Below are 13,919 nucleotides of genomic sequence, written 5' to 3' on the forward strand. Positions count from 1 at the left end.
CAACGCGGCTATTGGCGGCCGTGCTGCCAATGCGCCGTCACGTCGGAGCCCGATTTGTTGAGGTGGACGTGCTGGTCGACATGGTCGACCCAGGACAGCGGAATGAAGTGATGGTGCTGACCGTCAGGCGAGCTTTGCTTGGTCAGCTTGATCTGGTCGGTGCCTTCCATGTGGTCGACCTTGCCGACCGTTTTCTTGTCCGACGAGATCACATCCATATGTTCCCGAATATCAGCGGCGTTTGCCATGCGTCATTTCCTCGTCATGATGATGAGGGGATGAAACGCCGCCTGGATGCAAAGGTTGCTAGCCGGTTCCGGCTACTTCTGCTCGACCTCGGTCGCGGTGGCCGGGCCTTCGCCCATGATCAGCAGCACGGCGTCCTCGTCCTTGGCGCCGTCCCAGTGCACCTGCTTGCCGAAATGGGTGACGAAGCTGCCGGCCGGCATCGCCACGGTGCCGTGATCGGGATCGAATTTTGGACCCGAGCCCACCCACCAGGTGCCCTTGAGCACCACGATGTAGCGGTCGTTGGGATGGAAATGCGGACGGCTGAAGTGATTGCCCTTGGTCCATTTGGTGTAGACCATGTAGAAGCCGGGCTTCGAGGGATCGCCGACCACGACCGCATTCTGCGCGCCGCGCGCGTCAGCCGGGCTCCAGGGAATCTGATCAGGCAGCTTGTAGGTCACGGCGGCCGGATTGAGCTCGGCCGCGGAGCTGACGCTCAGCGTCGCGGCAAAAGCCAACGGCATCATCAGATATCGCCAAGGTCGGTTTGACGCCGTCATCGGTATGCTCCCAGATCGGATTACTCGGGCGACTGCCGCGCCCGTACGTCGCGCGATGCTAGTCGTCCTCGCTTCCGCCCGGCAAGACGCCGCCGTGCATGTCTGATCTCAGGATTGCGGCAACGATCCGTGACACAACGCAGTTGCAATATGAAAAAGCATTTACGCCGCCGCAGACGATGATAGGTTGCGCGCCAACCAAAAGACGGGAGGATAACCTTGAAGAAGCATCTGTCGATACTGGCGGCGGGACTTGTGATCGGTGCGGCCGCGCTGCAATTTTCCACCGCCGCCTCGGGGGACGACGGCTGGGTCACGCTGCTCGACAGCTCCAAGAAGGGTGACTGGGACGAGGTCGGCAAGGCCAATTGGGCGATGAAGGACGGCGCGCTGGTCGCCGACAAGCTCGACGGCAAGGATCTCTCCTATCTCGTCAGCAAGACCCAATACAAGGATTTCCAGATCAGGGCGGAGTTCTGGACCGACGAGGATGCCAACAGCGGCATCTTCATCCGCTGCGAAGGCAACAAGGTGATCGACTCCAAGGTCTGCTACGAGGTCAACATCTTCGACAAGCGGCCGGACCCGACCTACGGCACCGGCGCGATTGTCGACGTCGGCAAGGTCGATCCGATGCCGAAGGCGGCCGGCAAATGGAACGTCTACGAGATCACGGCGCAGGGGCCGCATTTCGTCGTGACGCTGAACGGCCAGAAGACCGTCGACGCCCAGGATTCCAAGCACGCCAACGGCTATATCGCGCTCCAGTATGGTTCGGGCGTGGTCAAGTTCCGCAAGGTGCAGATCAAGCCGCTCTGACGGCGCAGGTTGAGCGGGGCCTCGGTCGCACTGCGACGAGGCCCGTCCTCATTGAGGAGCACTGTCGGTCGCAGAGACCTTCCGATCGTCACTCTGCGTGCGCAGATGATGGCCGATCACGAGCCCGGTCAGGCACAGCAACAGCCCAAGTGCCGGCGGCGCAAACAGCGCCTCTTCCTGGAAGATGCCGTTCACCAGCACGACCATCGTGCCGAAAGCGGCGAGCCCCTGGATGAGGATTCCCGACGAGGCGTAGAGGCGCCAGGCCTTCAGCGCCATCGCCAGGAAGTAGCCAAGCGGCACCAGTGAGCCGATCCCCATCTGGTAGAGCAGCACGCCGACGGCGCTCTCCACCGCGCCGTCCATCGTGCCGGCCGCCTGCGCTGCGTTCCAGTCGATCGAGAAATAACTTTCGGAGAGATTGCCGCCGACGCCAAGTCCGCGGCCGATCGGATTCTGCCGAAAGCCGTCCCACCCGCCCATGAAGCCGATCACGTGGAAGTCGCCGATCTGGAGTCCAATATAGATCGCCGCGATGGCGTACAGCACGAGCCCGACCAGCGCGACGGCAAGGGTGATGGTGGCGCCGAGCAGCCAGGTTGCCGTCCAGGCCAGGGCCACGAAGATGACCAGGATGAGCGCGCCTTTCACGCTACAGCAGATCAGCAGCGGGATCGCAGCCAGCGCCAGCCAGCGATATCCGACCGCGAACAGGAACAGGATGGAGAAGGCGATCCCGTAACCGAAGCTGATCGGGCTCATATTCGGTCCGAAGATACGCAGCAACGACGAAAGGCCGAGGTCCTCGAACAACGGGCTGTTGAGAAAGCTGAAACGGAAGCGATCGATCAGATCCACCGGCACCCTGCCGGTTGCGCGCATCTCGGCTTCCCAGGATCCGGAGCGGGTCGCCTTCAGCTCGTCGAAATGCCAGAACGTGTAGCCGTTGGTGATGGAGAGCCAGAAATCGCGGAACAGCAGTTCGACATATCCGCAGACGATCAGCAGCGCGGCAACCGTCACCAGGAACGGCGTGATGCGGATCTCGAAGGTTGCGGCCGTCAGCAGCGATAGCTGAAACAGAAACAGCGGCAGCGCAATGTTGCGCAGATAGACGAGGGCCGCGTGCGAGTCCTGCGTGGCGCCGAGCAGGAAATACGCCGTTACGGTTGCGAGGGTGATCAACCCCCATTTCATGATCCGGTCGATCTCGGCGGAATGTTTCCGCTCGTGCAGCGCGTAGAGCGCCAGCGTGACCAGCCACATCACCGCGATGACCAGGAAATTGTAGCCCTTGACGAAATCCATCTCCTGCTCGGTCGTCATGTAGGACGACAGGATCGAGACGAAGAGGTTCTGGAAGAAGATGATGAAGATGGCGATCGACGGCGCGTAGGCCGGCACCGCGAGCACGATGGCGCAGCCGATCAGACTTTCGACGACGATCGCGAGCCCGGCGTTGGCCACCTGCATGATCGGCGCGAATGCGATCGATGCCACGGCGATGCCGAGTGCAGGAATCAGATCGCCGGCCAACAGCGGCCGCGGGGCTATCTCTGCTCGCACAGGCTCTGACCTAGCGTGACCGGACGTGTGGGCGTGCCACACCGCATCGTCGATCTAGTGTCCCGAATCCGAAGTTCGCATCATTTGCGGCACCTTCGGAGCGAACTTCGGATTCGATAAGGACACTAGCAAACTTATGAGTCTAGTGTGCTTTATGAATGCGAAGTTCGTGAAAGTGGCTGCCGCGAAATCGCACGAACTTCGCATTCAGCACACTAGCCGCGCATTGTGTAAGAACCGGTTAACCAGATGGGTCAGCGGGTCCCGAGCAGGGCCCTCAGCGCCTCGCGGTCGACCTTGCCAGTGACCGGGTCGGCGAGGCCGAAGCCTTGCGACAGCTCCCAATGGGTCCAGCCCCAGCATTGTTGCCGGGCGTAGGCGGTCACGCCGGCGAGCCAGCGCAGCCGGCTATCGCGCGGCGCGCCGGCCTTGAGCACACCGAATTCATTGATGATGATCGGCCGCGAATATTGCCGTTGCCAGGCGGCCGCCGGTTCGAGCCATTTGTCAATGCCGCGGTCGGGAATGGCACGGTCCACCATCGCGAGCGCCTTGCGCCTGTCCAGCGCGGTGAGTTGCTCCCGCAGCTGCTGTACCTTGGGATCGTCGGAGCGGACCGGATAGGGCAATCCGGTGACGTCGTGCAGCGGTTCATTCGGATCCCAATGGGCCTGATGGGTGAACACCATCGGATCGTAGAAGTGGATGGCATAGACGACGTTCGGATCGTCGAGCGGAGTGAAATCCGGCAGCGAATCCGCGCGCTGCCAGTTGACCGGCCCGGTGACCAGTGTGGTCTGCGGCAGCAGGCCGCGAATGAAGCCGGCCAGCTCCCGGACTTCGCCCTGCCATTGCGCGGCCTCGACATCCGGCTCGTTCAACAGTTCCGCAAACACACGGTCGGACGGATAGCGCTGCATGACCCGTGCGAGCTCGGTCCAGGCGCGCTTCATTTCGGTCATCGCATTGGGCGGATCGTCCTTGTGTAGCGCGTTGAAGCGCTCGCCGGAGTGCAAGTCGATCGACACCGCATAGCCGAGCGCGAGCAGGGTCTTGAGCGCCGCATCGACGGTGCGCAGGCGGCCGTCGATCTCGGCTTTCGCGGCGAAGCGCGGCATGACGAAGTCGGCGGGCACCGGCAGCCGGATGTGGGTCATGCCGGCCTTGCGCAGCTCGCGCAGCAGGGCGCGGGGTGGCGCCGACCGCGGATCGGCGATCCAGCCGTCGGCATTGACGCCGCGTGACAGCGCCTCGAGCCGCTCGGCCGGGACGCCTTCGATCAAGGCGGGACAGGCCCGCGCGGCGACCGACAGCAGAATCGACGCGCTGACCGCGAGGGCAAGGATCGATGGCCGCGTCATGACCGATCAGCGTGCGATGGTTGTCGCGGGATCGTGACGGGTTGCGGGGCGCTCACGAATATACTGCCTGTAGTGTTCGAGCCGGCCGGGGTTGCGGGGCATCGTCCGAAAGATAGCTCGGCGATGCAACGATGCGGTAAAGGCGTAACACGAAAATTTAACTTATGCGCCTTCGCCGACTATCCACGAGAATCGCAAACGAAGCGTTTGGTCGCGACCGCGCCGTGCTGGCGCTGCGTCACTATCCGAAATTCCCCGCGCGGCTGAAGCAGGCGCTCGGCAAGGCGACCCCGTCGCGCGAAGAGGATTGAGCCGCCGGCACAGCGCGCCGCTAGATCCCTCGGACCACGCCCGGCTGGCCCGGTGCGCATTCCAGCGCAGCACGGTCCCAGTTCGCGTTGATGGCCGCGGCCTCATAGCTCGATTGCAGGAATTCGAGCAGCGCCTTGTCCGGGTCGGCAGCCGTCCGCACGGCGTCGTAGGGCAGGATGAATTCGCCAAGCGCTTCGCTGAAGAACGCAGCATCGGGTCGCACCGGCGTGCTGCGATAGCCCGCGGGTTCCGGATAGGCGTAGGAATAGAACGCAGGATAATCGATCGCGCCGCCGCCCGGCCAGAAGCCGGCGCTGCTGACCTCGTGCGAATAGGCCTCGTGTGCCACCTCGTCGGGCAAATGGGGCACGCCGCCGGGATGCCGCGGCGCGGTTCTGCCGGAAAACCGCGTCACCGCGAGATCGAAGCTGCCCCAGAAGAAATGCACCGGGCTCGCCTTGCCGAGGAAGCCGGTCCGGAATTGCTTGAACACGCGATCGCAGTTCACGAGGATCCGGTGAAACTGGCGCACGGCATCCGCGTCGTACGACGCATGCTGCGTATCCTGCGAAAAGCGGATCGGATCGGCGACTTCGTTCGGTATCTCGTCAATGGCGACGTCGATGCCGAGGTCCTTCAGATTGCTCATGACCGCCGCGTAGAAGCTTGCGACCGATTGACCGGCCAGCGCGAATTGCCGTTCGGTGCCGTCGCTGGTCGAGATGCGGAGCACGTGATCGATGAAATCGAAGTCGATCTGGAACGTGCGATCGCCGTCGGGGATCGGCGAGGTCGTCAGCCCGCGCGCCGTGACATAGAGCGTGACGTGCCAGGAGTGATTGAGCCAGGGCGACTTCGCCAGCCGGATCTTGCCGGCGATCTGGGTGAAGAGCTGGAGCGTGGCACAGCTGTCGCGCCACGCCGCGGTCGGCAGTTCCGGCCAGCGGGTCTTCTGTGTGTTGGTCATGACAAACCTCTGGGCTGCGCAACGTACAGTGTTTCGGCTATTACGAATTGGTCGCGATGACCTCGGGGGAACCGATCCTCTCGTTCCGCGCGACGTGCTCTGGTCGGCGAAGCGCACGAACGCGCTTTGCCGTCAAATCGCACGTAGGTTAGTTCGCGGCCCAAGCTCCGTGGCCCTCACCGGCGGCATATCGTCGAGGGCGGCAATCCGGCGGTCAATCTCACGGATCACGTGTTTCGAGAATGGCCCGAAATGCAAATACAGCGCCATCAACATCACGATGTAGCGAAGGGCGCCCGGATTGGACTTGGCGACCTCAACGAAGGTCTTCCAGAACGGTTCGCGGACCTCCGGCAGGGCACGCATGATCGTGTGCACGCCCTCGATGCCGCCAAGCCTCTTGCGTATGTCGCCATCCGGCAGGTCGCGACGCCGGTCGGACCGGTCGAGCATGGCGGCGAGCCGCGACAGCCGTCCTGCATAGGCCGTCGGGTCGAACACGTGCCCGATCACGGCCTTGTAGTCCTCAAGGATGTCACGCAGCGGACGTATGGTGTCGAAATTGCAGCCGAGCGTGCATTGGTCGCCCGCCTGCTCGACTTTCATGAGATCGTGGCCTTCGTGCAGGCGGCCTTCCTTCGCCAGCCGCCGCGTCAGCTGTGTGCCCGGCAGTGCATAGAGCAGTCCAACCATGCAGACTGGAATGCTCGCCTCCTCGATGAAGTCGATCATCGCGTGCCCCATCGAGGCTTTCTCGGTATCGAACCCGACGATGAAACCCGCGGTGACGAACATGCCGTAGCCATAGATCTTGTGAATGCATTCGGCGATGTCGCGCCGGGTGTTCTGCTTCTTCTTCATCTGCACGAGGGTCTCCGGATCCGGGCTCTCAATGCCGACGAAAATCCCGAAGAAGTTCGCGTCCTTCATCGCCTGCAACAGCTCGCTGTCGTCAGCGATATTGATCGAGGCTTCCGTCGAAAACTCGAACGGATAATCTCGCTCCTCCAGCCAGGCTTTGAGCTGCGGCAGCAGGATGCGGAGGTTTTTCTTGTTCCCGATGAAGTTATCGTCGACGAAATCGACATGTCCGCGATAACCGTGATCGTAGAGCGCTTGCAACTCAGCGAGAATTTGATCGGGGGTCTTGGTGCGCGGCACACGACCATACAGCTCGATAATATCGCAGAACTCGCAGGTGAACGGGCAGCCACGCGAATATTGCACGCCAATGAAGAGATAGTGCTCGAACTTGATCAGGTCATAGCGGGGCATCGGGCTTAGCGTGACGTCGATCTTGAATTTCTCGGCGATGAACACGCCCTTGCGCTCTCCACTTTCCCAGGCGGCGACAAATTGCTGAATGATTTGCTCTGCCTCACCGATCACCTGGAAGTCCGCGTCGGCGTAAAGATGCGGGCTGGAGGAGACGTCAGGTCCGCCGACACATACCGGCTTGCCGTGCCGGTGTGCGAGATCGATCAGGTGGAGAAAATCAGGCTGCTGGTTGAGCATGCCGCCGATCATGACAAGATCGGCCGAGTCGAGATCGGCGTCCGTCAAGGGCTCGGTGTTACGGTTGATGAGGCGAATATCCCAATGCTTCGGCAGCATGGCGGCGACGGTGATCAGTCCGAGCGGCGCCGCCGGATACTTCGCATCGACGAGTTCACAAGCTTCCGTATAGTTCCAGAAGGAGTCCTGAACGAACTTCGGATAGATCATTAGGACGCGACAGGGAACCGTCATGTTGCTCCGGCCTGGATATTGACGGGCACGATGACACGCGGCTTGTCGCCGCTCAAGGGCTCAATTCGCGGCCAATTGTCAGGCAATCCTGGGCATGGACGCCTGTTACGTCGATTATCGGCCTTTCTTGGCGTCTGTAGGCGTTCCAGCAGCGATCGCTCTTGCGCCGTTGTCCGGGAACGACGTCGCGACTTAGGCAGGGGCGGCAATCGCGAACGAGAATGCCGCCCCCATCGCATCAGCCGTGAAGTTTTCTCGCGGTTTCCGCGATCGCGCGGCCCTGATAGCGGGCGCCGGCGAGTTCGTTCTCGCTCGGCTGGCGGCTGCCGTCGCCGCCGGTGATCGTGGTTGCGCCGTAGGGCGCGCCGCCGGTGACCTCGTCGAGCTTCATCTGTCCGGCAAAGCCATAGTTCAGGCCGACCACCGTCATGCCGAAATGCAGGAGGTTGGTGATGATCGAGAACAGCGTGGTCTCCTGGCCGCCATGCTGGGTCGCGCTCGAGGTGAAGGCGCCGCCGACCTTGCCGTGCAGCGCGCCCTTGGCCCAGAGGCCGCCGGCCTGGTCGAGGAAGTTGGCCATCTGCGAGGCCATGCGGCCGAACCGGGTGCCGGTGCCGACGATGATCGCATCGTAGTTGGCGAGATCGTCGATCTTGGCGATCGGCGCGGCCTGGTCGAGCTTGTAGTACGAGGCCTTGGCGACTTCGGCCGGCACCAGCTCGGGGACGCGCTTGACGTCGACGATGGCGCCGGCTTCGCGCGCGCCTTCCGCGACGGCATTCGCCATCGCTTCGATGTGACCGTAGGCGGAGTAATAGAGAACGAGAACCTTGGCCATGATGGCCTCCTTGTGGTTTGGCAGTAGGGTGAGGTTAAGGAACCCCGTCATTGCCGGGCTTGACCCGGCAATCCATCAAACGGAGAACCTTTGCGAAGCCCGATGGATGCCCGGGTCAAGCCCGGGCATGACGAGTGTGGATGTGGTGATCAGGCCGCGTCGACGAGCACGAGCTCAGCATCCTCGAGCGCGGTGATCTTCAGCTTGGCCTCGTCGCGGATCGCGGCGCCGTCGCGGGCATTGACGCGCACGCCGTTGACCTCGATGCTGCCGGCCGCCGGCACCAGATAGAGGTGACGGGCCTTGTCGGCGGCGTATTCCGCACTCTCGCCGGCCTTCAGCGTGGTGGCGAGCACCCGCGCATCGGCGCGGATCGGCAGCGCGTCATTGTCGCCGTCGATACCCGAGGCGATGGTGACGAGCTTGCCCGAACGGTCCGCCTTCGGGAACGGCTTCGAGCCCCAGGTCGGGTGGCCGCCCTTCGTCGTCGGCTCGATCCAGATTTGGAAGATCTTGGTCCTCGCCGGCTCCAGATTGTACTCGGAGTGACGGATGCCGCTGCCGGCGCTCATCACCTGCACGTCGCCGGCTTCGGTGCGTCCCTTATTGCCGAGCGAATCCTGGTGCGTGATTGCGCCCTCGCGAACATAGGTGATGATCTCCATGTTGGCGTGCGGATGTGCCGGGAAGCCGGAGTTGGGCGCGATCTCATCGTCGTTCCAGACGCGCAGCGCGCCGTGGCTGACATTTTCGGGATCGTAGTAGCTCGCGAACGAGAAGTGGTGCTTGGCCTTCAGCCAGCCGTGGTCGGCGCCGCCAAGCTTTGCGAATGGTCTGAGTTCGATCATGGTCATTCCCCTTGATGTCGATGTTGAGGAGCAGGCCGGGCGCACCGCGCCCGGCGTCTCCAGAAAATTTTGCGATCAGGCGCCGAAGCCGCCGTCGACGTTGAGCACGGTGCCGGTCACGAACGAGGCTTCCGGGCTTGCCAGGAACACGACGCCCGCTGCGACTTCCTCCGGGCGGCCGAAGCGTTGCAGCGCGTGCTGCAAGCGTTGCGTCTCGGCAAACTCGCCACCGTCCTTCGGGTTCATGTCGGTGTCGATCGAGCCGGGCTGCACCACGTTCACCGTGATGCCGCGCGGTCCGAGGTCGCGCGCCGCGCCCTTGGTGTAGCCGACGACGGCCGCCTTGGTAGCGACGTAGTCGGCAAGGCCCGGGAACGAGGCGCGGTCCGCCAGCATGGAGCCGACGGTGACGATGCGGCCGCCTTCGCCCATCAGCTTGGAGGCGGCGCGGATCGCGGTGATCACGCCGTCGATGTTGATCGCCTCCTGGCGGGCGAGCGTCGCGGTGTCGGCCTTGGGGTCGTCGACCGCGCCGCCCGATGCGACACCGGCATTGTTGACCAGGATGTCGAGCCGGCCAAAATCCTTGGCGACGGTCTTCACTAGCTGATCGACATCGGATGACGAGGCCTGGTCAGCCTTGTAGGCGCGGGCGTTGACGCCCTTGCCCTTCAATTCGGCGACCACGGCCTCGGCCTTCTCGGGAGAGGCGACGTAGCTGATCGCGACGCTCGCACCTTCCGCGGCGAGTGCACGGGCGCTGGCCGCGCCGATGCCGCGCGAGCCGCCGGTGACGAGGGCAACCTTGCCTGAGAGCTTCTTTGTCATTGGATTTCTCCATCGGTTGAATTTGATGGCACTTGGATATGCCTCCGGCTGTGGTATAGAAATAGAAACTATTGAAACTCATTGTTTCCAGTATTGAGCAATCAGGACAGCGGCCCATGTCGAAACTGCCGGACTTCGAGGCGCTCGCGATCTTCGCAAAAGTCGTGGAATTACGGTCGTTTGCGGCGGCCGCGACCGAGCTCTCGCTGTCCAAGGCGACGGTGTCCAAGGCGGTCAGCCGGCTGGAGGAGCGGCTCGGCGCCCGGCTGTTCAACCGCACCTCGCGGCGGCTGGCGCTGACCGATGCCGGCCAGAAATTGTCGGAGCGCGCCGCGCGGCTGCTCGCCGACGGCGAGGCGGCTGAGAATGAGGCGCTGGCGCAATCGACCACGCCGCGGGGCCTGGTGCGGCTCGCGGTGCCGATGAGCTTCGGCATCAAGACGGTGGCGCCGCTGCTGCCGGAATTCATGGAGGCCTATCCGGAGGTTTCGATCGACCTGCACTTGAGCGATGCCACGGTCGACCTGATCGGCGAGGGCTTTGATGCTGGCCTGCGCATCGCGCGGTTGCCGGATTCCTCGCTGATCGCGCGGCGGCTGTGCGGCATGCCGCGCTACACGGTGGCCGCGCCGTCCTATCTGAAGCGCCACGGCCGGCCGACCCATCCGATGCATCTCGCCGAGCACAAATGCTTCGGCTACGCCTATCTCTCGACTCAGGGCGTCTGGCACTACACCAACGCGTCGGGCGAGCAGGCGAGCGTGCGTCCCGCCGGCCAGCTCCGGGTCAATAATGGCGAGGCTGTGATGCCCGCGCTGCTCGCCGGTCTCGGCATCGCCGATCTGCCCGACTTCATCGTCGGCGACGCGATCGCGCGGGGCGAGGTCGAGGTGATCCTGAAAGGCTGGAAGCAGCCCGAGGGCGCCGTGCATCTCGTCACCCCGCCCGGCGGCCCGCGGCCCGCGCGCGTCGAGGTGCTGGCGGATTTCCTGGCGAAGCATTTCGCCAAAGGGCGTGCGCAGCGGAAATAGAAATCCGCACGCGGAGCGGTGGAGGGACATCCGGCCCGCCCCGTCACATTCGTGTCATCCCTTTTAAATTGTATTGCTTATGTGAACTAACCCACGATCGAGGGCTGCCGCGATCGTCTATTTCTGCGTCCTGCACCAGTGTTGCCGCAAAGCGCATTTTCGGAGGAACCAGATGATTGATCTGACCAAGCATGACTTCACGTCATTGTCGGTGAAGGATCTGCTCGATGCCCGCGAGGCCTATCACGTGCATCTGGCACATCTGCAATCGGTCTACGCCACGGCGATCGGCCGCTATCTGATCCGGGACAACGACCGCAACGCGACGGAAAGAAAGGCGCACTCCAAGCCGCAGGCACTCGGACCGCGCACGCTGTTCAATTCGTCGGTCAAGGACTGGTCGTGGCCCTGCATCCTCGTCTTCGTCCGCGACTGGATGAAGCGCTCCGAGCTGAAGAACCATCCCGAGAAGCAGGACCAGCTGGTGCCTCCGTTCCTCTATCTGCCGGATGGTCGCGTCGTGCCCACCTGCGTCGTCAAGGTCGATCCGAACGAGGGCAGTCCCTGCACCGTCGATCCGCCGGTCTTCAAGAGCGATCTGGTCGGCGGCGGCTTTCCGGTGCAGACCATGATCCAGGGCAAGATCCACCGCGGCTCGATCGGCTGTCTCGTCACCAATGGCGAGACGGTGTTTGCGCTCTCCAACCGTCACGTGGTCGGCGCCGCCGGCCGCGAGATCTTCGCCGGCTTCAAGAACACCGACCGCCGCCTCGGCATCAGCGATGCGCTGCAACTCGGCAAGCGCGCCTTCAGCGAGGTCTATCCCGGCTGGCCCGGCTCGCGCGTGGTGGCCAATCTCGATGCCGGCCTGATCCGCGTCGATGACGTCAAGGGCTGGACCGCACAGGTTTACGGCGTCGGCCAGGTCGGCGACGTCGTCGACCTCAATGTCGGCACCTTCCGTCTCGACATCATCAACCAGCCGCTGATCGCGTTCGGTGCGACCAGCGGATTGATGAAGGGCAAGATCCTCGGCCTGTTCTATCGCTACAAGACCGTCGGCGGCGTGGAATATGTCAGCGATTTCGTGATCGGCCCGCGCGACGGCGACACGCCGCTCAACAATTATCCGGGCGACTCCGGCACGGTCTGGTTTGTCGACGATCCGGACGCCAAGAAGAACGCCAGCGGCGCGCGGATCCTCAGTCCTCTGGCGCTCGAATGGGGCGGCCAGGAATTGTTCGGATCGAGCGGCAAGGTCCCGATGCAGGTCGCGCTCGGGATCTGCATGTCGACGCTGTGCCGTGAGCTCGATGTCGAGTTGATCGGCGACTGGAACGCCGGTCACACCGAGTATTGGGGCGAATGGGGCCACGTCAAGATCGGCGCCTACGCGACCGGTCTGATCGATGCGAAGTTGCCCAAGCTCGCCACCATGATGGACGCCAATTCCGACAATATCGGCCTCGACGACAAGCTGCTTGCCGACCTCAAGCCGCATCAGCGAGGGACATTCTCGCCGCTGGCCGACGTCGCCGACCTGGTCTGGCGCTTCACCCGGCACACCGACGAAAGCAACCATTTCGCCGACATGGACGAGCCGGGCAAGGACGGCAAGACGCTGCTCGATCTTTGTGCGGAGTCGACGCGTAACGTCGATCCGAAGGTCTGGAACGACTATTACGAAGGGATCGGCGAGGACCGGCGCGGCGCATTGCCGTTCCGGGTCTGGCAGATTTTCGACGAGATGGTCGAGTACGCCGCCGCCAACAAGAAGTTGGAATTCGTCTGCGCCGCGGGCATCGTCGCGCATTACATCGGCGATGCCTGCCAGCCGCTGCACATCTCGCAATTCCACCATGGCCTCGATCCGAGCGACAAGGCGCATGCCAAGGTGCACAGCGTGTACGAGACCACGATGATCGGCCGCCACGGCAAGGATCTCATCAAGATGATTCCTGACGCCCGGACCAGCGACGTCGCGGAGATTGCTCCGGGCGGCACGCCGACCGGGCGCGACGCTGCGGTCGCCGTGGTCGCGCTGATGCAGCGGACCGTGAAGCGGCTGCCGCCGATGACCATCGTCAACCTGTTCAATTCGCATATGGGCAGCGGACAGGTCGAGGCGCTGTGGTCGAAGCTGAAGGACGCCACCGCGGCCTGCATGCAGGACGGTGCCAAGACCCTGGCCCGGGTCTGGGAAGCGGCCTGGCGCGCCGGCGCGGGCGAGGACCGCGGGCAGGGCGGCAAGTTCGACCAGGACAGTTTGAGCAAGCTCTACAACGACCCGAGCTTCCTGCCGGCGTTCCCGCTCCAGCAGCTCACGCTGGATGCCAACGACCACCTCGTTCCGATCGGAGGCAGCAGCACGCGGCGCCGCAGCGCGACAACCGCGCGACGCGCGCGTCCGCAAGCAGCGAAGAAGGCCGCCAGGAAAGCCGTGAGGGAAACGGCCAGGAAGGCGCCGAAGAAGGCGCCGGCGCGCAAGCGGCCGGCCGCGGCTGCTCCGGTCCGACGCGCGGCCGCCAGCAAGAAGACCGCGACCAAGCGCGGCGCGGCCAGCAAGCGGTCGGTCGGAAAGACCCGCAGGGCGGCGCGCAAGCGCTAGAGCAAGATGACTTACATCACATCGCGCAGCGGATTCAGCTTTACCTCGCCCCGCGTGCGGCAGGGGTGTCCGGGGAAATTCAGGCATAGTGGAGCTCCATCTGGTCAGGTGAGATGGTTGATTTCCGACGGCTGGGGTTGATGGGCGGAGGTTTGTCGATGGCAGCGAGGGATCGACGCGTGAGCAGGAGCTGGCCGACGA

At 63.5% G+C, this 13,919-nt stretch carries 13 protein-coding genes; 4 read left to right on the forward strand and 9 right to left on the reverse strand.

Features of this window, described 5'->3' with window-relative positions; translation table 11 throughout:
* Positions 1-8: 8 nt before the first annotated feature.
* Both ACZBJS_RS36785 and ACZBJS_RS36790 read right to left on the reverse strand, forming a co-directional pair.
* A complete protein-coding gene (locus ACZBJS_RS36785; RefSeq protein ID WP_057015458.1) occupies positions 9-248 on the reverse strand; it encodes a DUF2171 domain-containing protein in 240 nt (79 codons plus the stop codon).
* Positions 249-320: 72 nt separating this feature from the next.
* Entirely contained in the window at positions 321-758 is a 438-nt protein-coding gene (locus ACZBJS_RS36790; RefSeq protein WP_057015484.1) for a cupin domain-containing protein, read from the reverse strand.
* 252 nt (positions 759-1,010) lie between these two features.
* Between ACZBJS_RS36790 and ACZBJS_RS36795 the strand changes: the two genes are divergently transcribed.
* Complete coding sequence (locus ACZBJS_RS36795) at positions 1,011-1,610, forward strand: 3-keto-disaccharide hydrolase (protein ID WP_057015457.1); 600 nt, start codon at positions 1,011-1,013, stop codon at positions 1,608-1,610.
* Between the two features lie 48 nt (positions 1,611-1,658).
* On the opposite strand, the gene ACZBJS_RS36800 is transcribed toward ACZBJS_RS36795, so the two are convergent.
* Together ACZBJS_RS36800 and ACZBJS_RS36805 are read right to left on the reverse strand one after the other, a co-directional pair.
* Entirely contained in the window at positions 1,659-3,146 is a 1,488-nt protein-coding gene (locus ACZBJS_RS36800) for a hypothetical protein (protein WP_316398433.1), read from the reverse strand.
* A 284-nt stretch (positions 3,147-3,430) separates the two neighbouring features.
* Positions 3,431-4,537, reverse strand: a complete 1,107-nt coding sequence (locus ACZBJS_RS36805) for a glycoside hydrolase family 5 protein (protein WP_316398434.1) — start codon at positions 4,535-4,537, stop codon at positions 3,431-3,433.
* A 164-nt stretch (positions 4,538-4,701) separates the two neighbouring features.
* On the opposite strand from ACZBJS_RS36805, the gene ACZBJS_RS36810 reads away from it, so the two are divergent.
* On the forward strand, positions 4,702-4,848 hold the full coding sequence (locus ACZBJS_RS36810) for a hypothetical protein (RefSeq protein WP_316398435.1): 147 nt from the start codon (positions 4,702-4,704) through the stop codon (positions 4,846-4,848).
* A 20-nt stretch (positions 4,849-4,868) separates the two neighbouring features.
* On the opposite strand, the gene ACZBJS_RS36815 is transcribed toward ACZBJS_RS36810, so the two are convergent.
* The 5 genes from ACZBJS_RS36815 to ACZBJS_RS36835 all read right to left on the reverse strand — a co-directional run bounded on the left by ACZBJS_RS36815 (position 4,869) and on the right by ACZBJS_RS36835 (position 10,079).
* Positions 4,869-5,816: a DUF5996 family protein gene (locus tag ACZBJS_RS36815; RefSeq protein ID WP_316398436.1), complete on the reverse strand. Its 948-nt coding sequence runs from the start codon at positions 5,814-5,816 to the stop codon at positions 4,869-4,871.
* A 132-nt stretch (positions 5,817-5,948) separates the two neighbouring features.
* On the reverse strand, positions 5,949-7,565 hold the full coding sequence (locus ACZBJS_RS36820) for a B12-binding domain-containing radical SAM protein (RefSeq protein ID WP_463439944.1): 1,617 nt from the start codon (positions 7,563-7,565) through the stop codon (positions 5,949-5,951).
* A 238-nt stretch (positions 7,566-7,803) separates the two neighbouring features.
* Positions 7,804-8,403: an NAD(P)H:quinone oxidoreductase gene (gene wrbA / locus ACZBJS_RS36825; RefSeq protein WP_057015483.1), complete on the reverse strand. Its 600-nt coding sequence runs from the start codon at positions 8,401-8,403 to the stop codon at positions 7,804-7,806.
* A 149-nt stretch (positions 8,404-8,552) separates the two neighbouring features.
* Positions 8,553-9,251, reverse strand: a complete 699-nt coding sequence (locus tag ACZBJS_RS36830; RefSeq protein WP_316398438.1) for a pirin family protein — start codon at positions 9,249-9,251, stop codon at positions 8,553-8,555.
* Positions 9,252-9,326: 75 nt separating this feature from the next.
* Positions 9,327-10,079, reverse strand: coding sequence for an SDR family NAD(P)-dependent oxidoreductase (locus tag ACZBJS_RS36835; protein WP_069278265.1), 753 nt, complete (start codon positions 10,077-10,079; stop codon positions 9,327-9,329).
* Between the two features lie 116 nt (positions 10,080-10,195).
* On the opposite strand from ACZBJS_RS36835, the gene ACZBJS_RS36840 reads away from it, so the two are divergent.
* Together ACZBJS_RS36840 and ACZBJS_RS36845 are read left to right on the forward strand one after the other, a co-directional pair.
* Entirely contained in the window at positions 10,196-11,110 is a 915-nt protein-coding gene (locus ACZBJS_RS36840) for a LysR family transcriptional regulator (RefSeq protein ID WP_016846155.1), read from the forward strand.
* A gap of 172 nt (positions 11,111-11,282) precedes the next feature.
* Positions 11,283-13,718, forward strand: coding sequence for a Nal1-like putative serine protease (locus ACZBJS_RS36845; protein WP_463439945.1), 2,436 nt, complete (start codon positions 11,283-11,285; stop codon positions 13,716-13,718).
* Positions 13,719-13,919: the final 201 nt, after the last annotated feature.

The organism is Bradyrhizobium sp. KZN70725 (assembly GCF_055264925.1).